Here is a 21,450-nt window from a genome sequence, read left to right as displayed (position 1 = left end):
TTTATGCTGTCAGCACAACTTCGTCTTTCCCGTCGCGCTCATTCCACAAAACTTTTACGCGCTCTGTGATGATCGCATCTATCGTACGGCCCGTATAATCGGGCTGGATGGGCAGTTCACGGCTGAAACGGCGGTCGATCAGCACGCAGAGCTCCACTTTCGCCGGCCGGCCGAAGTCCAGTATCGCATCCATGGCGGAACGGATGGTACGGCCGGTATACAGCACGTCGTCTACCAGGATCACCTTTTTATCGTCGATGGAAAATTCGATGTCGGTCTCATTGGGAACATGCAGGGTTTTACCGCTCTTGAAATCGTCGCGGTAAAAAGTGATGTCGAGCTTGCCATAGGGAATATTGGCGGAGGGAACGAGCGCCTGGAGGTGGCGGTGGATCCGGTCCGACAAATAAATACCCCGGGGCTGGAGGCCGATCAGCACGGTATCCCTGAAATCCAGGTGGTTCTCCACCAGCTGGTGGCTCAGCCTTTCGATCGTGATCGCCAGTTGCCGGTCTGTCAGGATTGATTTCAAATCAGGTCAAGTTTAAAAGTCAAAAATACGGATGACGGACCGGAATAAAAAATGATTGCGGAAGGAGCCGGTTAACGTAACTTTGGAAAGACAAAAGCAACCGGTCATGAAAATCTTGAAAACCATGCTCATCACCTTATCGCTGTTCGGCCTGTTCTCCGACGCCTCCGCCCAGCTCAAAACGGGCGCCACCGTTCCCGATTTTTCGCTGCAGGACCAGGACAACCACACTTTCCGCCTTTCCGAAGCCCTGGCAAAGGGGCCAGTTGTCGTATATTTCTATCCGAAAGACGATACGCCGGGCTGTACCAAGGAGGCCTGCTCCTTCCGCGACAGCTTCGCCGCATTTACCGATGCCGGCGCGCAGGTGGTCGGCATCAGTTCGGACGATGTGGCTTCCCATAAAAAATTCGCCGAAAAGCATAACCTCCCCTTCACCCTGCTGGCCGACGAAAAGAACGAGGTCCGCAAGCTGTTCGGGGTCCCCAAAACCATGATGCTCCCCGGCCGTGTTACGTATGTGCTCGACCGTAAGGGCACCGTGGTCCACCAGTTCAACTCCATGACGCAGGCTACCCAGCACGTGGACGAAGCCCTGGCGGCGATCAAGAAGCTGTAATCCTAATCGCACGGAATTTGGAAAGAGGCGCCCTGCATCAGGGCGCCTCTTTTATTTTCCCGGAATCCGGAAAGCCCCTGCCCTTATGCTTTCCAGCTTTCTTCGGCAAAAAAAAGCCGCTCCCGTCGGGAGCGGCTTCGATATGATTTGTATGCTTTCGGCATTACGCCTCTTTCAGGAACGGGTAACGGTAATCCGTGGGGGAAACGAGGGTTTCTTTCACGGTACGCGCGCTGAGCCAGCGGTAGAGGTTCAGCTGCGAGCCGGCTTTGTCGTTGGTGCCCGATGCACGGGCGCCGCCGAAGGGCTGCTGGCCTACCACTGCGCCGGTCGGCTTGTCGTTCAGGTAGAAGTTGCCGGCTGCGTTTACCAGTTTTTTGGTAGCGAGCTCGAGCGCGTAGCGGTCTTGCGCGAAAATGGCGCCGGTGAGGGCGTATTCGCTGGTGCCGTCTACCAGTTCGATGGCTTCTTCGAATTTATCCGCGTCGTACGTATAGATAGACAGCACGGGGCCGAAGATCTCTTCGCACATGGTCACGTATTTCGGATCGGAGGCTTCAATGACGGTGGGCTCGATGAAGTAGCCTTCCGTTTTGCTGTAATTACCGCCGGCGATGATCTTCGCCTTGGGGTCTTTCTTCGCGTTGTCGATATACGTAGCGATCTTATCGAACGAGCGTTCGTCGATCACGGCGTTGATGAAGTTGGTGAAATCTTCCGTGGTGCCCATTTTCATGGTTTTCAGCTCGGCTGCCAGTTTCGTCTTGATCTCTTCGGCGAGGTTGCTGGGGAGATAAGCGCGGGAAGCGGCGGAACATTTCTGGCCCTGGAACTCGAAGGCACCGCGGGCAAGACCGGTCACAACGGCGTCTACGTCGGCGGATTTGTGCACGAGCACGAAATCCTTACCGCCCGTTTCGCCCACGATGCGGGGATAGGTCTTGTATTTGGAAATGTTGTTGCCGATGGTTTTCCACATGGTCTGGAACACGCCGGTGGAACCGGTGAAGTGGATGCCGGCGAAATCGGGATGCGCAAAGCAGATGTCGCCGATGGTGGGGCCGTCTGCATATACCAGGTTGATCACGCCGTCGGGCAAACCGGCTTCCATGAGCACTTTCATGAAGAAGCTGGCGTGGTACACCGCGGTATTGGCGGGCTTCCAAACCACTACGTTGCCGCACATGGCGGCGGAGGTGGGCAGGTTGCCGCCGATGGCGGAGAAGTTGAACGGCGTTACGGCCAGCACGAAACCTTCGAGCGGACGGTATTCCATTCTGTTATGGACGCCGGGCGAGCTAACGGGCTGCTGGCGGTAGATCTCGGTGAGATAGTGTACGTTGAAGCGGAGGAAGTCGATCAGTTCGCAGGCCGAATCGATTTCCGCCTGGTAGGCGTTCTTGCTCTGGCCCAGCATGGTAGCGGCGTTGGTGTGCGCGCGGTACTTGGTGGCGAGGAGCTCGGCGGCTTTCAGGAAGATGGCGGCGCGCTGCTCCCAGGGCGTATCGGCCCAACGCTGGCGTGCTGCCAGTGCGGCGGCGATGGCTTCTTTCACATGGCTGGCGTCTCCCGCGTGGAAGTGGCCCAGCTTATGCTTGATCTCATGCGGAGGGCGGATGTCCACCGTTTTGCCGGTGCGCACTTCCTTGCCGCCGATGTACATCGGGATGTCCATTTCCACGGCCTTGAAGGCGGCCAGCTGTTTTTTCAGTGCTGCTTTCTCGGGGGTGCCGGGACCGTAAGTGAGAACCGGCTCGTTGGTTGGTGCTGCAAAGTCAAAATAAGCATTATGCATGGCTTAGATTGTTGTTTCGGTTATCAATATTGTTCACTTCAGGCTAAGCGTCAGCCTTTTTCGTCTTCTTTCTGCATCATGAGGTAAGCCTTGATGAAACCGTCCAGCTCGCCGTCCATCACCGGGCCCACGTTGCCGACTTCGAAATCGGTGCGGTGGTCTTTGATCATTTTGTAGGGATGGAAAACGTACGACCGGATCTGGGATCCCCATTCGATCTTGCGTTTATTGGCGTTGGTGGCGTTTTTCAGTTCCTCGCGCTTGCGGATCTCTTCTTCGTACAGCCGCGATTTCAGCATGGTGAGCGCCTTTTCACGGTTCTCGCCCTGCGTACGCGCCTGCTGGCACTCGATGATGATGCCGGAAGGGATGTGCTTCAAACGTACCGCGGTTTCCACCTTGTTCACGTTCTGGCCGCCCTTACCGCCGGAACGGTAAAATTCCCATTCCAGGTCTGCCGGGTTCACCGTCACCTCGATGGTATCGTCTACCAGCGGGTATACGAACACGGAAGCGAAGGAAGTATGCCGGCGTGCGTTGGAGTCGAACGGGGAAATACGCACCAGGCGGTGCACGCCGCTTTCGGCCTTCAGCAGGCCGTAGGCGAACTCTCCGTCGAATTCGAGCGTAGCGGATTTGATGCCCGCGCCGTCTCCGTATTGCACGTCGATCTCGCTGACCTTCCACCCCTGTTTTTCACCGTACATGCGGTACATGCGCAGGAGCATCTCGGCCCAGTCCTGGCTTTCGGTGCCGCCCGCTCCCGAGTTGATCGTGAGCACGGCAGGCATCTCGTCTTCCGGCTGGTTAAGGGTAGATTTGAACTCCAGCTCGTCCAGCGCCTGAAGGGCACCGTTGTACGCCGTGTTCACTTCTTCTTCGGTCGCCTCTCCTTCCTTCTGGAAGTCGAGCAGTACGGCACTGTCTTCGATAGCCGTGCGCACGCTGTCGTGAAGGTCCACCCAAAACTTGTTTACCTTGATTTCCTTGAGAATGGCGGTCGCCCTTTCGTTATCGTCCCAGAAGCCGGGAGCGAGGGTCATTTGCTTATCATTTTCGATTTTGTCTATACGGTCCTGGACGTTAAAGAAAACCTCCCAGGACGTACAAACGATCCCTCATAGCCTTAAGTTGTTCTGTTGTCATAAGTCCGCAAAGATAAATTATTATTAACGAAATACGAAAACGGAATTCGGTTGCTAATCAATTCATTTTTAATATGTAAATTCAGATTGGAAAGATTTTTGCGCGAGAATGTCATCTAAAGAAATCCCGTATGGAGACCCGCATGAGCATACCTCATTTCCGGCAGCAGGCTTTTTTCAACCTGGTGGCTTTACTGGTGGTGATCGGCGTCAACGTGATGGCCAATACGGCCACGCTGAACGGCCGTACTACCGGGGAGATTTCCGGATTGTACCCCAATCTGTTTACGCCTGCCCCCATTACGTTCAGCATATGGAGCGTGATTTACCTGGGCCTCCTCGCCTTTGCGGGCTACCAGCTCTGGCTGGCCTTCGCGCCCGGCCGGGAGGCTGATCTGGCGCGGATGATGGAGCGCATGGGGCCGTGGTTCCTCCTCAGCTGCCTCGCCAATGCCTGCTGGCTGTTCGCATGGCATTATGAACTGATCTGGCTGTCCGTCCTCCTCATGATATTCCTCCTCTTCACGCTCGTCCGCATCCACGCCCGCTTCCGGATCGCCGACCCCGACGCGCCCCTGGCCGAGAAAGCCTTCGTCTTTTTCCCGTTCGGTGTGTATTTCGGATGGGTCACCATCGCCCTGCTGGCCAATGTCTCCGCCCTGGGCGTAGCCATGGGCTGGAGCCTTTACGGCGTGGGCGGCGTGTACTGGACCATCGGCTGCATGGTCCTCGGCACCCTCGCGGGGCTCTTCATGATCTTCCGGTTCAACAATGTGTGGTACGGCATCACCGGCGTGTGGGCTTTTTACGGCATCATCCTCAAACGGGACGCCGTCGCCAGCCCCGACTCCCCTCCCATCGTAGCCGCCGGAACGATCATCATGGCCGTTCTCGCGTTGTCGGTCCTCATGCAACTGTTGCGGAAACGACCGCTCATCTGATAAAAACGCACACAACTATCGATCCCGATGTGTATTTTTGACGCGATCAAAACTTAAAAGACCGAATCATGTTCCCATCCGTACAGCCCGATGCCACCGAAGCCTGGCAAGATCTACTCGCCCATGCAGGAATGATGGGCATTTCCCAGATGCGCGACCTCTTCGCCGAAGACCCCGACCGTTTCCGGAAGTTCTCGCTGCAGCTGGAAGACATCCTGTTCGACTATTCCAAAAACATCATAACCGAAGGCACCATGCAGCTGCTGCACGAACTGGCGGCCGAATGCAAAGTCGATGAAGCCCGCAAAGCCATGTTCGCCGGCGAAAAGATCAACGCCACCGAAAACCGCGCCGTGCTCCACACTGCATTGCGCAACCTTTCCGGTACGCCCGTGCTGCTGGACGGCAAAGACGTCATGCCCGAAGTGAACGCAGTGCTGGCGCAGATGGAAGACTGCTGCCGCCGCATACATTCCGGCGAATGGAAGGGCTTTTCCGGTAAAAAGATCAAGTATATCGTCAACATCGGCATCGGCGGTTCCGACCTCGGCCCCGTTATGGTCACCGAGGCCCTGAAACCCTACTGGGTAGAAGGCATCCAGCCGTATTTCGTATCGAACGTAGACGGAACGCATATCGTGGAAACGCTGAAGAAAGTGAAGGCAGACGAAACGCTGTTCCTGATCGCTTCCAAAACCTTCACCACGCAGGAAACCATGACGAACGCACATACCGCGCGCGAATGGTTCCTGGCCAACGGTGGTTCCGAGCAAGACATCGCGCTGCACTTCGCCGCGCTGTCGACCAACGAAAAAGCCGTGACCGCTTTCGGCATCGATCCCAAAAACATGTTCGCGTTCTGGGACTGGGTGGGCGGCCGTTATTCCCTGTGGTCCGCCATCGGCCTGTCTATCGCGCTGACGGTGGGTTACGCCAATTTCCGCGAGCTGCTCGGCGGCGCCCATACGGCAGACCTCCATTTCCAGCAGGCCCCGGCGGAAGAGAACATTCCGCTCATCATGGCGCTGATCGGCCTGTGGTACGGCAATTTCTTCGATACCGCTTCCGAGGCCATCCTTCCCTACGATCAGTACATGCACCGCTTTGCGGCCTATTTCCAGCAGGGGAATATGGAAAGCAACGGCAAATACGTGGCCCGCAACGGGCAGTCGGTAGAATGGCAGACCGGCCCCATCGTTTGGGGAGAGCCCGGCACCAACGGCCAGCACGCGTTCTACCAGCTCATCCACCAGGGCACGAAGCTGATCCCCTGCGATTTCATCGCACCGGCCATCAGCCACAACCCCGTGGGCGATCATCACAATAAACTCCTCTCCAATTTCTTTGCGCAGACGGAAGCGTTGATGAACGGGAAAACGGAGGAGGAAGTGCGTGCGGAAGGGACGCCGGAGCACCTGGTGCCTTTCAAGGTATTCACGGGCAATCGGCCTACTAACTCGTTCCTCATTAAAAAGATCACACCGCGCACGTTGGGGATGCTCACGGCGCTGTACGAGCACAAAATCTTTGTACAGGGCGTGATCTGGAACATTTATTCGTTTGACCAGTGGGGCGTTGAGCTGGGCAAGCAGCTGGCCAACCGTATTTTACCGGAATTGGGCGGGAATGAGGAGGTTGCCTCGCATGATGCGTCTACGAACGGGCTCATCAACGCTTTCAAGGCGATGCGCCAATAATTGCTGCAAAAAAGAATATAGACCGCCGGATGTTTGTCCGGCGGTTTTTTTATGTCGTGAAAATAACGTGCATGGTTATACGGCAATGCGCCCGGGCGATAAAAAAAGCCTCCGCATCGCGGAGGCTTTAAAAATTCTTATCGTTGACAGGGAGAGAATAAAGTAGAAACTACCATTTGTCCACGTCTTCGGCGGACGGAGCGGGAGCTTCTTCAGCAGCGGCAGCTACTTCGGAACGCACGGCAGCCACTGCTTCGATCGCATCGCTGTCCTGCTCGTCTTCGCGGGAATCCGAGTAGTCGTGGTTATAAGCATCAAAGTCGAAATCGGGCATCAACTCGGTTTTTACGTAGTTGATGGTTTCCGTCAGGGCATTGAGGAACTTGTTAAAGTCTTCTTTGTACAGGAATACCTTGTGCCTGTCGTAACCGTTGTCGTTGAAACGCTTTTTACTTTCCGTGATAGTGAGAAAGTAATCGTTGCCACGAGTCGTTTTTACATCAAAGAAATAAGTTCTCCTTTTGCCCGCTTTCAATCGCTTGGAAAAGATGCTGTCGTTGTTTCTTTCCTGTTGATTGTTGTTTTCGTACGCCACAGTTGATAGATTTAAGTGTTAACGAATCAAATCCTGTTTGAGTGATCAATAATCAACAAATATACTATTGTTTTACAAATATCAAAATATTTTTAAATGATTTTCAAAAATCATCTTATATTCCGCGCAGGAGGGAATTACGGCTGTTTACAACTATGTGAAAATTACTCGTTTACACGCTCCTCCTCCCCCGTTTGCTGCCGTGCATATAGCTCCGCGTAATACCCGTTTTTAGCCAGCAATTCTTCATGCGTGCCCGCCTCCGCGATCCGGCCTTCGTCCAGCACGATGATCTTGTCGAACGTGAACAGTGAGAAGATCCGGTGGGTGATGATAATGGCCGTTCTGTCTTTCAGGTACGCATACAGGTTCCCGATGATCTCCTTCTCCGTCCGCGCGTCTACGGCCGACAGGCAATCGTCGAACAGCAGGATGTTCGGCTGGCGGATGAGCGCCCTGGCGATGGAAACGCGCTGTTTCTGCCCGCCGCTCAGCGTTACGCCGCGCTCGCCCACCACGGTCTGGAACCCATCGGGGAAGCCGAGGATATCCTTTTCCACGCTGGCCTGGCGCGCTGCCTGTTGCACCGCGGCATCGTTGGCCGAGGGTTCGCCGAAACGGATGTTGTTGGCGATGGTATCGGAAAACAGGAACACGTCTTGCGGAACATACGCCACCTGGTTGCGGAGGTTATGCAGCCTGAGCACGCGGATGTTGTTCCCATCCACCGAAATCGCCCCCTGCTGCGGATCGTACATCCTTAACAGCAGTTGCGCCATGGTCGTTTTGCCGGAGCCCGTCCGCCCGATCACCGCGATCTTTTCCCCGGGTTTGATATGCAAGTTGAAATTTTTCAAGGCCTGGATCCCCGTATGCGGATAGGTGAAATTCACGTCGGTAAACCGGATTTCCCCGTTCAGGGGCGCTTCTTTCGCATCCGGCGCATCCTTTATCTGGGGCTCCAGCAGCAGGAATTCGTTGATCCGCTGTTGCGACGCCGCCGCCCGCTGGATCATGGACGCCACCCATCCGATGCTGAAAAATGGGAAAGTGAGCATGTTCACGTACAGCACGAACTCGGCGAGGTTCCCCACCGTGATGTTCCCCTTGATCACCTGCATGCCGCCGATAAAGATGGTCAGGATCACGCTCAGGCCGATCATGAGCGCCATCGCCGGCTGATACAGCGCGTCCGTTTTGGCGAGGCTGATACTGCTTTGCTTGTACGCTTCGCTGGCTTCTTCGAAATGCCGTGCCGAAGGGCCCTCCTGCACGTACGACTTGATCACGCGGATGCCGGAATAGTTCTCCTGGGCTACCGACGTGATGTTCGACAACTGCGCCTGGATGCGCTCGCTTTTCTTGTGGATGATGCGGTTCACGAAGTAGATCGTCACCGCCAGGATCGGCAGCGGGCTGAGGGTATAGAGCGTGAGCATGGGGTTCACGGCCCACATGAGCCAGATGATCATCACCATCATGATGAGCGTGCGCGTGGCGTACATCAGCGCCGGCCCCACGTACATGCGCACCCGGCTCACGTCTTCGGTGATCCGGCTCATGAGGTCGCCCGTACGGTTGAGCTTGAAGAAATGCAGGTCCATCCGCTGGTATTGCTGGTAGATATCGTTCTTCAGATCGTACTCGATATGCCGGCTCATGACGATGAGCGTTTGCCGCTGCAGGTACATGAAAAATCCGCTGAGCAGTGCCAGCCCGAGGATCGATAGGCCATAGAACGCGAGCGTCTGGCTGAAAACGGCGCGGAACGCGCCTTTGAGGCTCGTATCGCTCAGCATGCGGTAACTTTTCAAGTTCTGTTCCAGCAGATCGAAGATCTGGCGGACCAGGATGGGCTGGAAAACGCTGAATACGATGGAAACCGAAGTGAAAAGCATCCCGAGGAGGAAACGCCATTTGTATCGGACGAAAAACTTGTTTAAGGCTGCGAGGTGTTTCATAAAGCTATACAAATGTAGCGATTGCGGCGGATTTTCCGCCTGTCGGAATTGACCAGTCGCACTCGTCATTTTCATTTCGGCGGAAGGCCGTCCCGCCTTAATTTTAGCGCAAACCTGACTTATGCTGACTACCCCCGGCGCGGCTCCCTTACGCGCTACCGAACGATTACAGATAATCGACAGCCTTCGCGGCATCGCGCTGCTGGGCATCCTGCTCATGAACATCCTCATGTTCGCTTTGCCCGATAACCGGGAGAACGACATTTACCTGTACAACGAGCTTTCCGGCCCGGATTATTACACGTGGTGGACGGTCAACCTGTTCTTCGAAGGCACCATGCGCGGTATTTTCTCGCTCCTTTTCGGCGCGGGATGCGTGCTGTTGCTGGAACGGCTGGAAAGGCGGACAAATCCCCTCACGCCTGCGGCCGAAATTTACTACCGCCGGCTCCTGTGGCTCCTGGCTTTCGGATTGATCGACGCCAACCTGCTGCTGTGGACGGGCGACGTGCTTTTCGTGTATGCCCTTGGCGGTATGGTCCTCTACCCTTTCCGGCGCCTGGGGGTCCGTCCGTTGCTCATCATTGCCGCCGTGGCGCTCGTGATGGGCACCCTTTTGGGCACGCTCGACATGCACGGGAAAAAAGAGCTCCGCATCAAAGGCGAACAGGCCGTGCTGCTGGCGAAACAGGGCGCAAAACTCACTGCTGAACAAACGAAGCAAAAGGAAGCCTGGGAAGATCATCTCAAGGAAATGGCACCGGCCGCCCGGCTGAAAGCGGACGCGGAACAGGTGAAAACCATGCGCGGCGGCTATTTCCAGGTGATGGGATATCTCCTTCCCAGCAATGAAAAGAACCAGAACTTATCGCCGTACGGCCTCTTTTACTGGGACCTGATGGTTTGTTTCTTCCTGGGCATGGCGCTTTTCAAGGCCGGTGTGCTCACGGGGCTGCGTTCCCGGCGCTTTTACGCGGTGTTGATGCTGGCGGGATACGGACTGGGGCTTAGCCTGAATTACTGGGAGATATGCGTCTGGATGGGCGTTAAACTGGACGAAACGTTGCTGGCAGACCGGGTGTTCATCAGCTGGTACGAAATCCGGCGGGTGTTGGTGCTCCTGGGGCATATCGGGCTCATCATGCTGGTGTATAGGGCTGGCTTTGCGAAACGGTTGCTGGCGTGGCTGGCGGCCGTCGGACAAATGGCTTTTACCAATTACCTCATGCAAAGCATCCTGTGCGGGCTGTTTTTCTACGGTGTCGGGCTGGGATGGTACGGCGCGCTGGCGCGGCACGAGATTTATTACGTGGTGTTCGCCATTTGGGGGTTGCAGCTTATTTACAGCAATATCTGGCTGCGGCATTTCCACTTCGGGCCGTTCGAATGGGCCTGGCGCTCGCTGACGTATTGGAAGCGGCAGCCTTTCCGGAAGGGCGCCCCCATGATGCAGATCGCATAAAAACAAAAGGGAGCAGCGTTTCGGCTGCTCCCTTTTTTATTAACCCAGTTTGGAGAGGGTTTCGAGGATGACCTTTTCCTGGTCTTCCTTGCTGAAGTCTTCTTTCTTGAATTGCTGGCCGGTGATGTTCTCGAACAGCTCGATGTAACGTTCGGTTACGCTGTTAACGAACGCATCGGTCATTTCCGGAACCTGCTGGCCTTCTTTGCCCTGGAAACCGTTTTCCATGAGCCATTCGCGTACGAATTCCTTGCTGAGCTGCTTTTGCTGCTCGCCTTTCGCCTGTTTTTCTTCGTAACCTTCGGCGTAGAAGAAGCGGGAAGAGTCGGGAGTGTGGATTTCGTCGATCAGGTAGATGGTATCGCCGATCTTGCCGAATTCATACTTGGTATCCACGAGGATGAGGCCGCGTTTGGCCGCCAGCTCGCGTCCGCGTTGGAACAGGGCGAGGGTGTATTGCTCCAGTTTCTCGTAATCTTCCTTGCTCACCAGGCCCTGGGCGATGATTTCCTCACGGGAAATGTCTTCATCGTGGCCTTCGTGGGCTTTGGTGGTGGGGGTAATGATGGGGGAAGCGAAGAAATCGTTCTCCTTCAGGCCTTCAGGCAGGGTTACGCCGCAAAGCTCGCGTTTACCGCTTTTGTAAGTGCGCCAAGCGTGGCCGGTGAGGTTGCCGCGAACCACCATTTCTACGGGGAAGGTCTCGCACTTCAGGCCCACAGTAGCGTTGGGCAGGGGTACGGATTTCACCCAGTTGGGAACGATGTCTTTCGTTGCGTCGAGCATAATAGCCGCGATCTGGTTGAGCACCTGTCCTTTGTAAGGGATCGGACGGGGCAGTACCACGTCGAACGCCGAGATACGGTCACTTACAAACATTACCATCCATTTATCGCCGATGGTATACACGTCCCGTACCTTACCTTTGTAAAAGGCCGTCTGGTTCGGAAATTTAAATGCAGATTCTAACATTCCGGTTTATTTTAATAGATTACCTGTTTGAATAGTGCTGCAAAAATAGGCCAGCCGGGATCAAAAAAACAAAGCTTTTTTATGGATAGCCAAAACCCCTCCTATCAGCCGATCGATTGTAACTATTACGACCGCCTGGAAGCCTGGGCCACGCTCCGGGAGCCCGTGCTGCTGGAATTCCTCGACGGGGCCGGCCGCCCCCAGGCGGAAACAGCCATTATCCGCGACCTCTACGTCCGCAACAAGGCAGAGTTTTTGCTGACGGAAGCAGGCAGGGAGCTCCGGCTCGACCGTCTCGTGGCCGTAAACCATCTCCCCGTACCCAAAACCTGCTGAACCCGATGACCGCATTTCATATCGAATACGCCATGATCGTCAAACTGGCCGTTGCCATGCTGGCCGGCTTCCTGCTGGGCCTGGAAAGGGAAGTGAAGCGCAAGGCCGCCGGGGTGCGCACCATCACCCTCATCTGCATGAGCTCCGCCCTTTTCAGCATCCTGAGCATCCATTTCGGGGGCCTGCAGTCGGGCGACCGTATCGCCAGTAACATCCTGACGGGCGTGGGCTTCATCGGGGCGGGCGTTATTTTCAGGGGTGGATTTACGATCGACGGTATCACGACCGCCGCGGTGATTTGGATTTCCGCCGCCATCGGCATGGCCATCGGGGTCGGGAAATACGACCTGGCGGCATTTGCGGTGTTTTTTACGCTGTTCGTGTTGTGGGTGTTCAGCATATTCGAGCGCATCATCCAGCGGCGGCACGACCGTAAATACTACGCTATTCAATATGCCGAAAGCGCCCTCAGCCCCGAATCCCTCGAAAACATCTTCCGGGCCCACCGCCTGAAGGCGCAGAACATCTCCACCACCAAGTTTATCGAAGAAAGCTCGGGCCGTATCGTCTATGAAGGTAAATATGAACTGACGGGCAGCGCGGCCCGCCTCAAAGCCGTCAACGACGCGCTGCTGGACAATATGGAAGTGATCCGTTTCGAGGTGGAGCTGGCCAAATAGGTTATTTCTTCCGCAACGTCATCAGCACCACCCCGGCAATTACGACCGCCGAGCCGAACATGGCATGCGGGGCAAGGGTTTCTTTGAGGAACACCCAGCCCAGGATCACCGCTACCACGGGGTTTACATAGGCATAGGTCGCCGAAACCTGCGGTGGCGCGTTGTTCACCAGCCAGCTGAAAGCCGTATAGCCCACCAGCGAACCGAAAACCACCAGGTACCCGATGGCCAGCCAGGTCCGCATAGTCATCTCCCCCACCGAATGCCATTGCCCCTGCTCCAGCACCGCGCTCATCAGGGCCGTCACCACCACGCCAGACAACATCTGGATGGCGGACGACGTCAGTTGCGGCGGCGTGTCCAGCCGGGGGCTTAACAGCGACCCGTACGCCCAGGCGATGGAGCCGGCCGTGAGCACGGCGATGGGCCAAAGCGGGTAATTCCGCACCACGTTATCGGGATGGAGGAGGTAAAAAGGGTCGAAAATGAAGAAAAGCCCGGTAAAACCGAGGACCAGCCCCCATAAAGTCAGGTTGGACGGCCGTTTCCTGCTGAAAAACAGCCAGTCGAGCCCGATGAACCAGGCCGGCAGCGCCGCGATGAACAGTGCCACGAGGCTCGAAGGCATATACGCCAGGGCAAAGGCGACGGAACTATTCCCGATCCCGATGAGCAGTACCCCGATGATCGCCGCGTTTTTCCATTGCAAGCGGGTGGGCCGTTGCTTTTCCACGGTAAAACCGATCCCCATCATGAGCCCGCCGGCGAGAATGAACCGGAGAACGGACAGCAGGAATGGCGGCAGCACTTCGGTGGCGATTTTCACGCCGAGGTACGTGGAGCCCCATAAAACATAGACGAGGCTCAGCGCCAATATGAGTTTGGAGCGATTGGAACGTTGTTGCATGGTTTTTCAGTCCGGCAAGCGCCGGCACGCAAAGCTACGCTTCCTCCATCACCTTACAAATACTTCGATGATGGCGTTCGTGGGCCGGCGCGGCGCGTGGAACGAGTCGATCTTTCGGTAATGCTGCTGGAGCTCGTTGCGCAGCGCCCAGGGGAAGAAGTTGTTGAGCGTGGGCGCGTATTCGTACAATATCAGGTCGTAATGTTTGTTGCGCACCTTTTCCGTATAAGCGGCCAGTTGTTTGTTGAACATGGCCACGCCCAGATGGTGCCACAGCGGCACTTCCGGGCCGGTTTCCTGCGTATAGCCGATGGCGTGGTCGAGGGGGGTGAGCTCGGTGAGGTTCAGCACTTTGGCGTCTTTCCCTTTTTTCACTTCCGGGAGCGCCATTACGCGGTCAATACCCGCTACGGTAGACGGCGGCATGTAGATTTTACGGAATTCGGGGAGCGACGAGAAGGTCCATTTGCCGGTGGGCACATCCGTGGTGTCGAGGTCCACCATGAAGTTATGGCGGTTCACGACATTCTCTCCGCCGGGAGCGGCGGCCACTTCTTCGGTGTGGCTCAGCTGGCTGAGGATGCGCTGGATGTATTTATAATAGGAAGCCGACCACCAGAGCAAGATAGTTATGGCGGTGAGCAGGAAAGGCTTGAGATTTTCGAAGCGGATGGCCGAAATGTCGTACATCCGGCTGAAGATGAACGCGATAGCGAATCCATGGAAGAAGATGTTATTGTCGGGCGGGGTGTAGCTGGTTACCTGGAAGAGCGTGGCTTCCACGAGGATGCCGACCGTCAGCAGGAGGAACAGCATGAGCCCGCGGTTTTGCCAGAGCGAGCGGATGTTCTTTATCGCCGGGAACATGAGGATCACGATCAGGGCGAAATAGAATTTGATCCATTGCGATTCCATGAGGAAGACATCGATGAAATCCATCAGCGCCAACCGCGACGAATGCGGCGGCTGCCCGTGGTTGAACCAATAACCGAACCCGTATTGCGCGGCGGGTACGATGAAAAGGCAGGCTACCAGGACGTAGCTCCCCAGGAACGCGGCCAGCTCCTGCCAGCGGCGGGCATTGAGGCTATGGTAAGCCAGGAGCGCCAGGGCCAGCAAAAGGGCCAGCCCGCCACCGTCTTGCTTCGTAAAGAAGCTCAGGAACGTGAAAGCCCCCGCCAGGAAGATCGCCGGCCATTTCCAACGCCCGCTTCCCAGGCCGCGGAACAAAAACGCCAGCCCCACGAGCTGGTAAATGATCACGGTATTATTGTACCAGGGCCAGAAATTGACGAAAGAATAAGACAGGACGAACACGATGACCGACAGCAGCCTCACGCCCGGGGACACACGCATCTGCTGCAGAATGTACCGGAAACTCAGCCCGCCCACGATATTGAGGAACACCTGCGCCTTGACCAGCGAGATCATCTGCGGCCCGAACAGTTTGAAAAACAGCGCCGGAACGATCCAGTACCCATATCCCAACGGCATCCCGAAATCGCGGTAAGGCACCTGGCCTTCCGACATGCGGTACGCACCTTCCCATGACAGGAAAATATTGACCCGGTAAGGAAATGTCGCGAAAAGCGGAACGCAGGCCAGTCCTACGATCAACAGGCATTCCAGTATCATGGCCCGGCGTGGTGTCAGGAAGGGATTCGACATGTTGGGGAAGTGTTTCTAGGTAAAAGTATAACTACGTAATGTAAATTTAAGGTAGCAAATCTAGCGACAATTCCTGATAAACATTGTATTTTGCGGCTTGTTTAATTGTGTAATCCCGTGCAATACTTAAAACTACTCCGCCCGAAACACTGGGCCAAGAACCTTTTCCTTTTTATTCCCTCCTTCTTTGCAGGCGAAATTTTTTCGATGGATAAACTGGAGATGCTGGCTTTGGCGTTCGCCAGTTTTTCGCTCGTAGCCAGCAGTATTTATGTGATCAACGATTATATGGACATCGAGGCAGACAGGGCGCATCCGGTGAAAAAAAGCCGTCCCCTCGCTTCCGGCGCCGTATCCCCCACGGCCGGCCTGGCGATGTTCGTGCTCGTGGTGCTCGCGGGCTTCGGGCTGGCGTGGCTCATCAGTTACAAGTTCATGTTCGTGCTGGGGATTTATTTCGTGCTCAACCTCGGGTATTCCTTCGGCCTGAAAAACGTGTCCATCCTCGATATCCTCATCCTCGCCTCCGGGTTCGTGCTGCGCGTGAAAGCCGGCGGCGTGGCGGCAGACGTGGCCATTTCGGAATGGCTGAATATCATGGTGTTCCTCCTTGCCGTGTTCATGGCGTTCGCCAAACGGAGAGACGATGTGCTGCACAAGCTCCAGTCGGGCAAAGACCTCCGCAAAGCGTCCAAAGGCTATAACCTCGATTTCCTCAACGCCTCGCTGGCGCTCGTTTCCGCCGTGATCATCGTGGCATACCTCATGTACACGATGAGCCCCGAAACCATGGCCCACTTCAAAACCTACCGCCTCTACTATACCAGTATTTTTGTTATTGCCGGATTATTACGATATTTGCAAATAACCTACGTCGATAACGACACCGGTTCTCCCACCAAAATCCTATACAAAGACCGCTTTATTCAATTAACCATTCTCCTGTGGATTCTAAGCTTTTATGTGATCATTTATTTACCGACGAATAAAAGTTTTTTTGAATAATGCGAAAAAACATATCGAATTGGGGCAATTATCCCGTATTGAACTGTGAAGAGGTCTCCTTCTCCATGGAGGAACAGCTGTTGCAGTACGTAAACACCCACGACCGCGTGATCGCCAGGGGGAACGGGCGCTGCTACGGCGATGCGTCGCTCGGCGAGCATAGCGTTTCCACCCTGCGGTACGACAAGGTGTTGGCGTTCGACGAAGAGAATGGCGTGTTCGAATGCCAGTCGGGCCTTACGCTCGACCAGATCCTCGACATCATCGTTCCCCGCGGCTGGTTCCTGCCCGTTACGCCGGGCACCAAATTCATTACCATCGGCGGCGCCGTGGCGTCTGACGTGCATGGCAAGAACCACCATTCCGAAGGTTCCTTCAGCAACCATATCGTTTCCATGAAATTGTTGACAGGTAAGGGTTTGACGGAATGTTCGCCCGAAACGGAGCCCGATCTTTTCTGGGCCACCTGCGGCGGGATGGGGCTTACCGGCATTATAACAACAGTAAGGTTCACCCTGAAGAAGATCGAAACGGCGTATATCCGCCAGAAGCAGATCAAGGCGAAGAACCTCGACGAAGTATTGCAGCTTTTCGAAGAACATAAACATTATACTTACTCCATGGCCTGGATCGATTGCCTGCAAAAGGGCGATTCCTTCGGCCGGAGCATCCTCATCGTCGGCGAACATGCCACCAAAGATCAGGTAAATGCCAAAGCGGCGAAAGCGCCTTTGGAGCTGCCCCGCAAAATGAAGCTCACCGTGCCTTTCAACCTGCCGGGCTTCGTGCTGAACAACTTCACCGTCAAACTTTTCAACGCGCTTTACTACGCGAAAAATACCAGGCGCGTCATTGAGAACACCGTGCCGTACGAGCCTTTCTTCTATCCGCTGGATGCGATCCTGCACTGGAACCGCGGTTACGGGAAAGACGGGTTCGTGCAATACCAGTTCGTGTTGCCGATGGACAAGAAAGACGGGCTGGTGGCCATTTTACAAAAGATCAGCGAAAAAGGCTGGGGCTCTTTCCTGGCGGTGCTCAAAACCTTCGGGAAGCAGGACGATCTGATCTCTTTCCCCATGGAAGGCTACACGCTGGCGCTCGATTTCCCCGTGCGCAAAGGCCTTTTTCCGTTCCTCGACGAGCTGGATGCGCTGGTGCTGCAATACGGCGGCCGGTTATACCTGACGAAAGACGCCAGGATGCAGGAGCGCGTGTTCTGGGACAGCTACCCCAATGCGGAGCGGTTCCGGGAGATCGTCAAAACCTGGAACCCCGCCGGTAAATTCCGGTCTGCCCAGTCCGACCGACTCAATTTTCAATTCGCATAAACAAACGGGTGGATAAAACCCGACCGAACAATATGCCTACCGTATTAATCCTGGGCGCCGGGTCAGATATAGCAGTTGCCCTCGCCCGCCGCTACGCCGCCGCAGGTTTTACCCTCCAGCTGGCCGGCCGGAACCCCGAACAGTTGCGCCCCCTGGAGCAGGATCTGCGCATCCGCCACCGCGTTGCCGCCACCGTGCATGCTTTCGACGCGCTCGACTTCGAATCCCACGCCGGATTTTACCGCGCCCTTCCCGCTCCGCCGGATGTGGTGCTTTGCGTGTTCGGCTACCTCGGTTCCCAGGAAAAAGGCCAGGAAGACTGGCAGGAGGCGTCCCGCATCCTACATACCAACTTTACCGGCGCCGTGTCTATCCTCAATGTAGTGGCCGAAGACATGGCCGCAAGAGGGAAAGGCACCATCATCGGGATCAGTTCCGTTGCGGGCGACCGCGGGCGGATGAGCAATTATCTCTACGGCAGTGCCAAAGCAGGCTTTACGACGTATCTTTCCGGCCTGCGCAACCGCCTCTGGCATTCCGGCGTGCACGTCATGACCGTGGAACCTGGGTTCGTGGCTACGCAGATGACGGAGCACCTGGCACTTCCGGCCTTGCTCACGGCGCAGCCGGACGAAGTGGCGAAAGACATTTTCAAAGCAGCCGAAAAGAAGAAAAACGTATTGTACACGAAGTGGTTCTGGCGATACATCATGATGATCATCAAAAACGTTCCCGAGCCCATTTTCAAAAAGAAGAAACTGTGAAGCAGGCGATCGCATTTTTCGATTTCGATGGTACCATAACACGGAAAGACACCCTTTTCGAAATGATCCGTTTCCAGAAGGGAGCCATGGCGCTGTATGCCGGCATGGCCCTGCTGTTGCCCCTGCTGGTACTTTTCAAGTTGAAGGTGATCGGTAACCAGCGGATGAAGGAGATCGTACTGAAGTTTTATTTCAAAGGCACGCCCCTGGCCGAATTCCAGGAAAAGTGCAACGCCTTTTGCAAGGAACGGTTGCCGGCGTTGCTGCGCCCGCGGGCGGTGAACGCCATCGCATGGCATATTTCGGAAGGCCATACCGTGTTTATCGTGACGGCTTCCGCGGAAAACTGGGTGCAGCCCTGGGCCGAGAAAGCCGGTGTGCCCGTGCTGGGATCGCGGCTGGAGGTGGTGAACGGGCGGTTGACGGGCGCGCTCGTGGGAAAGAACTGTAACGGCGACGAAAAGGTATGCCGCATCCGCGAAGCCGTGAAACTCACGCCGTACCAGGTCGTTTATGCGTACGGCGACAGCAGCGGCGACCGCGAAATGCTGGCGCTCGCCCAGCATAAGGGCTTCCGGGAATTCGAGTAATGATGGTTGAATGCGTCCACTGTCGTATCTTGACGGCGGATTTCATTATATTAGACATGCTTGTCAGCTTTTGATGAATAAAATTCCACCCAGCGATATTCGCTAACTGTATGCGCAAATATTCCGAAGCCGGTATCCATTTCCCGGCTGCCAACCGATTGCGGAGCCTGGTGCTTCGCCAACTTTACATTGACATCGCCACCGGCCTGCTCGCCGTCCGGCTGGCCTATTCGGCTGTAACCGGGTTCCTGGCGCCGGGGCTTTTCCATATGCGGCTGAGCCGGTATGATTCCTGGCGGATGTTCGCGGACGAACTGGTGCTGATGGTCCCCTTCACCCAGGCTGCGCTCGTGCTGCTGCTGGCCCTCGCCCGGACGAAGCAGGCGGCACTGTATGGTTCCTTCGCCATGATGTGTTTCACCTTCATCCTCCCCCGCAGCCTGCGCGACGGCTGGAATAACCTGGCGGCAGACCTCCTCCTGGCCGGATTGGCCATCACGGCGGCGGTGCTGGAAGGGAAAATCCGGGCGATGAAAGTAAGAACTGCCTGATAATCAATTAATATCACGAAGGAAGAAATTCGCCCGTCCCTACAATATTTCCCTGTCCCGCCCGTCTTCTCCATCAGGAATCGTTAATTTCATTGTATGGAGGAACAGCAAAAGCGCGCAAAGTTTTCTTTTGAAGGCATCCGGAAGGCATCCCGGTTATATCAATATGCCAAACCCTACCGCTGGCAATTCGCCGGAGGGCTGGTGATGCTGATGTTGTCGAGCGCTACCAGCCTGGCTTTCCCGAAGCTCCTGGGCGATCTGATCAACGTGGGGCAGGCCGGGGAGCTCCATTTGCATATCAACCGCATCGGGCTGATGCTCGTGGCCGTGCTGGCGCTCCAATCCATCTTTTCCTTTTTCCGTATCCGCATTTTCGTGTCGGTCACGGAAAAAACCGTGGCGGCGCTCCGCCAGGCCACGTATTCCCACCTCATCCGCCTGCCCATGAAATTCTTTTCGGAAAGGCGCGTGGGCGAACTGAACAGCCGCATCTCCTCCGATATTTCACAGTTGCAGGATTTGTTCACCACCACGTTGGCGGAATTCCTCCGGCAGGTGATCGTCATCATCGGCGGCATCGCGCTGCTGGCGTATACGAGCTGGCAACTGACCCTTTTCATGCTGGCCATCGTTCCCGCCATTTGTATTCTGGCCGTAGTATTCGGGAAATTCATCCGCCGGTTCAGCAAACAGGTACAGGCCCAGATCGCGGATTCCAATACCATCGTGGAAGAAACCCTGCAGGGGATTTTTAACGTGAAAGCCTTCGCGAACGAATTTTTCGAGACGGGCCGGTATAAAGCGAAAACGGATGAAGTCGTGAAAACCGGCATCAAGTCGGGCACCTACCAGGGCATGTTCGTGTCGTTCCTCATTTTCGGGCTCTTCGGCGCCATGGTGGCCGTGATCTGGAAAGGCGTGCTGATGATCGGCGATGGTTTTGCCGTGGGCGACCTGTTCTCCTTTGTGCTGTATTCCGGTTTTATCGGCGGATCGATTTCCGGACTGGCCGAGATCTTTACCCGCATCCAGCGTGCCCTCGGTGCGTCGGAGCACCTCCTCGAAATCCTCGACGAGCCGGAAGAAAAAATCCAGCTCCTCCCTCCTGCTGCCCGCCGCCCGCATTTTAGCGGCGAAATCCGGTTCCAGCATGTGGGGTTCCAATATCCTTCCCGCAAAGACCTTCCCGTGCTGCGTGACGTGAGTTTCCACGCAGAGCCCGGCTGGCAGGTGGCCCTCGTGGGGCCCAGCGGTGCCGGTAAATCCACCATCGTCAACCTCCTCCTGCGGTTTTACGACCCCGCGGCCGGGCATATCTATATCGACGGCCAGGATACCCGCGAATACGACCTTTCGCTCCTCCGCTCCCAGATGGCCGTGGTGCCGCAAGACGTGTTCCTGTTCGGCGGCACCATCCGCGAAAACATCGCTTACGGCGATACCACCGCCTCCGAAGATGCGATCATGGAAGCGGCGCGGCAGGCCAACGCCTGGGAATTCATCCGCCAGTTCCCCGAAGGCCTCGATACCATCGTGGGCGAACGGGGCATCCAGCTGTCGGGCGGGCAGCGGCAACGCATCGCCATCGCGAGGGCCGTACTCCGCAACCCCCGCATCCTCATCCTCGACGAAGCCACTTCGGCCCTCGATTCCGAGTCGGAGAAACTCGTACAGGAAGCGCTGGATAAGCTGATGGAAGGCCGCACCTCTATCGTGATCGCCCATCGCCTCAGCACCGTCCGCCGCGCCGATATGATCCTTGTGCTCGATAAAGGCGGCGTGGTGGAATCGGGGACGCATGAAGAGCTCATGCGGAAGTCGGAAGGGCTTTACCGCGGGCTCAGCGAATTACAGTTTTCCCATTGATTTTTTTATTGGAAGGAAGCTTCGCGCTTT

The 21,450-nt window shown here is 55.9% G+C and carries 20 protein-coding genes; 12 read left to right on the top strand and 8 right to left on the bottom strand.

Annotation, left to right across the window (positions count from 1 at the left end; all coding sequences use genetic code 11):
• Position 1: 1 nt before the first annotated feature.
• Positions 2-532 carry a bifunctional pyr operon transcriptional regulator/uracil phosphoribosyltransferase PyrR gene (gene pyrR, locus ACQKLP_RS14960; protein WP_126243792.1) on the bottom strand — a complete coding sequence of 177 codons (531 nt, stop codon included), beginning with the start codon at positions 530-532 and terminating at the stop codon, positions 2-4.
• A 106-nt stretch (positions 533-638) separates the two neighbouring features.
• Between pyrR and ACQKLP_RS14955 the strand changes: the two genes are divergently transcribed.
• Positions 639-1,151, top strand: a complete 513-nt coding sequence (locus ACQKLP_RS14955) for a peroxiredoxin (RefSeq protein WP_341839794.1) — start codon at positions 639-641, stop codon at positions 1,149-1,151.
• Between the two features lie 163 nt (positions 1,152-1,314).
• Here ACQKLP_RS14955 and pruA read toward each other — a convergent pair whose 3' ends face one another.
• Together pruA and prfB are read right to left on the bottom strand one after the other, a co-directional pair.
• Complete coding sequence (pruA, locus tag ACQKLP_RS14950; RefSeq protein WP_427323548.1) at positions 1,315-2,946, bottom strand: L-glutamate gamma-semialdehyde dehydrogenase; 1,632 nt, start codon at positions 2,944-2,946, stop codon at positions 1,315-1,317.
• A gap of 50 nt (positions 2,947-2,996) precedes the next feature.
• Positions 2,997-4,092, bottom strand: a protein-coding gene (prfB, locus tag ACQKLP_RS14945) for a peptide chain release factor 2 (protein WP_427323547.1) whose coding sequence is annotated in 2 segments (ribosomal slippage) — positions 2,997-4,031 and positions 4,033-4,092 — 1,095 coding nt in all. Because the reading frame shifts where the segments join, the coding sequence is not laid out codon by codon here.
• A 130-nt stretch (positions 4,093-4,222) separates the two neighbouring features.
• Here prfB and ACQKLP_RS14940 point away from each other — a divergent pair.
• A complete protein-coding gene (locus ACQKLP_RS14940; protein ID WP_427323546.1) occupies positions 4,223-5,032 on the top strand; it encodes a hypothetical protein in 810 nt (269 codons plus the stop codon).
• A 68-nt stretch (positions 5,033-5,100) separates the two neighbouring features.
• Entirely contained in the window at positions 5,101-6,729 is a 1,629-nt protein-coding gene (gene pgi, locus ACQKLP_RS14935) for a glucose-6-phosphate isomerase (protein WP_427323545.1), read from the top strand.
• Between the two features lie 169 nt (positions 6,730-6,898).
• Here pgi and ACQKLP_RS14930 read toward each other — a convergent pair whose 3' ends face one another.
• Both ACQKLP_RS14930 and ACQKLP_RS14925 read right to left on the bottom strand, forming a co-directional pair.
• Entirely contained in the window at positions 6,899-7,324 is a 426-nt protein-coding gene (locus ACQKLP_RS14930; RefSeq protein ID WP_126243787.1) for a DUF3276 family protein, read from the bottom strand.
• A 164-nt stretch (positions 7,325-7,488) separates the two neighbouring features.
• A complete protein-coding gene (locus tag ACQKLP_RS14925; protein WP_427323544.1) occupies positions 7,489-9,285 on the bottom strand; it encodes an ABC transporter ATP-binding protein in 1,797 nt (598 codons plus the stop codon).
• 121 nt (positions 9,286-9,406) lie between these two features.
• Between ACQKLP_RS14925 and ACQKLP_RS14920 the strand changes: the two genes are divergently transcribed.
• Positions 9,407-10,747: a DUF418 domain-containing protein gene (locus ACQKLP_RS14920; protein WP_427323543.1), complete on the top strand. Its 1,341-nt coding sequence runs from the start codon at positions 9,407-9,409 to the stop codon at positions 10,745-10,747.
• Between the two features lie 39 nt (positions 10,748-10,786).
• On the opposite strand, the gene ACQKLP_RS14915 is transcribed toward ACQKLP_RS14920, so the two are convergent.
• The gene (locus ACQKLP_RS14915; RefSeq protein WP_427323542.1) at positions 10,787-11,719 is read right to left on the bottom strand and encodes a phosphoribosylaminoimidazolesuccinocarboxamide synthase; all 933 of its coding nucleotides are present in this window, start codon (positions 11,717-11,719) and stop codon (positions 10,787-10,789) included.
• A gap of 81 nt (positions 11,720-11,800) precedes the next feature.
• On the opposite strand from ACQKLP_RS14915, the gene ACQKLP_RS14910 reads away from it, so the two are divergent.
• Both ACQKLP_RS14910 and ACQKLP_RS14905 read left to right on the top strand, forming a co-directional pair.
• On the top strand, positions 11,801-12,055 hold the full coding sequence (locus ACQKLP_RS14910; protein ID WP_427323541.1) for a hypothetical protein: 255 nt from the start codon (positions 11,801-11,803) through the stop codon (positions 12,053-12,055).
• 5 nt (positions 12,056-12,060) lie between these two features.
• Positions 12,061-12,735 (top strand): MgtC/SapB family protein, encoded by a 675-nt coding sequence (locus ACQKLP_RS14905; protein WP_427323540.1) that lies wholly within the window; start codon positions 12,061-12,063, stop codon positions 12,733-12,735.
• Between the two features lies 1 nt (position 12,736).
• On the opposite strand, the gene ACQKLP_RS14900 is transcribed toward ACQKLP_RS14905, so the two are convergent.
• Positions 12,737-13,642 carry an EamA family transporter gene (locus ACQKLP_RS14900; protein WP_427323539.1) on the bottom strand — a complete coding sequence of 302 codons (906 nt, stop codon included), beginning with the start codon at positions 13,640-13,642 and terminating at the stop codon, positions 12,737-12,739.
• A 48-nt stretch (positions 13,643-13,690) separates the two neighbouring features.
• A complete protein-coding gene (locus ACQKLP_RS14895) occupies positions 13,691-15,310 on the bottom strand; it encodes a hypothetical protein (RefSeq protein ID WP_427323538.1) in 1,620 nt (539 codons plus the stop codon).
• 117 nt (positions 15,311-15,427) lie between these two features.
• On the opposite strand from ACQKLP_RS14895, the gene ACQKLP_RS14890 reads away from it, so the two are divergent.
• The 6 genes from ACQKLP_RS14890 to ACQKLP_RS14865 all read left to right on the top strand — a co-directional run bounded on the left by ACQKLP_RS14890 (position 15,428) and on the right by ACQKLP_RS14865 (position 21,420).
• Entirely contained in the window at positions 15,428-16,315 is an 888-nt protein-coding gene (locus ACQKLP_RS14890) for a decaprenyl-phosphate phosphoribosyltransferase (protein WP_427323537.1), read from the top strand.
• Positions 16,315-17,646 (top strand): FAD-binding protein, encoded by a 1,332-nt coding sequence (locus ACQKLP_RS14885; RefSeq protein ID WP_427323536.1) that lies wholly within the window; start codon positions 16,315-16,317, stop codon positions 17,644-17,646. Before ACQKLP_RS14890 ends, ACQKLP_RS14885 begins: the two co-directional genes overlap by 1 nt.
• Before the next feature lie 32 nt (positions 17,647-17,678).
• Positions 17,679-18,410, top strand: a complete 732-nt coding sequence (locus tag ACQKLP_RS14880; protein ID WP_427323535.1) for an SDR family oxidoreductase — start codon at positions 17,679-17,681, stop codon at positions 18,408-18,410.
• Entirely contained in the window at positions 18,407-19,000 is a 594-nt protein-coding gene (locus ACQKLP_RS14875; protein WP_427323534.1) for an HAD-IB family hydrolase, read from the top strand. Before ACQKLP_RS14880 ends, ACQKLP_RS14875 begins: the two co-directional genes overlap by 4 nt.
• A gap of 110 nt (positions 19,001-19,110) precedes the next feature.
• Positions 19,111-19,551 (top strand): MauE/DoxX family redox-associated membrane protein, encoded by a 441-nt coding sequence (locus ACQKLP_RS14870; RefSeq protein WP_427323533.1) that lies wholly within the window; start codon positions 19,111-19,113, stop codon positions 19,549-19,551.
• A 96-nt stretch (positions 19,552-19,647) separates the two neighbouring features.
• Positions 19,648-21,420 (top strand): ABC transporter ATP-binding protein, encoded by a 1,773-nt coding sequence (locus ACQKLP_RS14865; RefSeq protein WP_427323532.1) that lies wholly within the window; start codon positions 19,648-19,650, stop codon positions 21,418-21,420.
• Positions 21,421-21,450: the final 30 nt, after the last annotated feature.

The sequence above is a fragment of the Chitinophaga sp. NPDC101104 genome (assembly GCF_050277495.1).
Taxonomy (GTDB): domain Bacteria; phylum Bacteroidota; class Bacteroidia; order Chitinophagales; family Chitinophagaceae; genus Chitinophaga.
This window is presented reverse-complemented; position numbering and strand designations above follow the sequence as displayed.

Bases quoted from the DNA above. Each gene is read 5' to 3' on its own strand.
- ACQKLP_RS14920 (WP_427323543.1), top strand. From the start codon at position 9,407: ATGCTGACTACCCCCGGCGCGGCTCCCTTACGCGCTACCGAACGATTA.
- ACQKLP_RS14895 (WP_427323538.1), bottom strand. From the start codon at position 15,310: ATGTCGAATCCCTTCCTGACACCACGCCGGGCCATGATACTGGAATGC.
- pruA (WP_427323548.1), bottom strand. From the start codon at position 2,946: ATGCATAATGCTTATTTTGACTTTGCAGCACCAACCAACGAGCCGGTT.
- ACQKLP_RS14900 (WP_427323539.1), bottom strand. From the start codon at position 13,642: ATGCAACAACGTTCCAATCGCTCCAAACTCATATTGGCGCTGAGCCTC.
- ACQKLP_RS14880 (WP_427323535.1), top strand. From the start codon at position 17,679: ATGCCTACCGTATTAATCCTGGGCGCCGGGTCAGATATAGCAGTTGCC.
- ACQKLP_RS14915 (WP_427323542.1), bottom strand. From the start codon at position 11,719: ATGTTAGAATCTGCATTTAAATTTCCGAACCAGACGGCCTTTTACAAA.
- ACQKLP_RS14940 (WP_427323546.1), top strand. From the start codon at position 4,223: ATGGAGACCCGCATGAGCATACCTCATTTCCGGCAGCAGGCTTTTTTC.
- ACQKLP_RS14925 (WP_427323544.1), bottom strand. From the start codon at position 9,285: ATGAAACACCTCGCAGCCTTAAACAAGTTTTTCGTCCGATACAAATGG.
- ACQKLP_RS14865 (WP_427323532.1), top strand. From the start codon at position 19,648: ATGGAGGAACAGCAAAAGCGCGCAAAGTTTTCTTTTGAAGGCATCCGG.
- ACQKLP_RS14905 (WP_427323540.1), top strand. From the start codon at position 12,061: ATGACCGCATTTCATATCGAATACGCCATGATCGTCAAACTGGCCGTT.
- pgi (WP_427323545.1), top strand. From the start codon at position 5,101: ATGTTCCCATCCGTACAGCCCGATGCCACCGAAGCCTGGCAAGATCTA.
- ACQKLP_RS14910 (WP_427323541.1), top strand. From the start codon at position 11,801: ATGGATAGCCAAAACCCCTCCTATCAGCCGATCGATTGTAACTATTAC.
- ACQKLP_RS14955 (WP_341839794.1), top strand. From the start codon at position 639: ATGAAAATCTTGAAAACCATGCTCATCACCTTATCGCTGTTCGGCCTG.
- ACQKLP_RS14885 (WP_427323536.1), top strand. From the start codon at position 16,315: ATGCGAAAAAACATATCGAATTGGGGCAATTATCCCGTATTGAACTGT.
- ACQKLP_RS14870 (WP_427323533.1), top strand. From the start codon at position 19,111: ATGCGCAAATATTCCGAAGCCGGTATCCATTTCCCGGCTGCCAACCGA.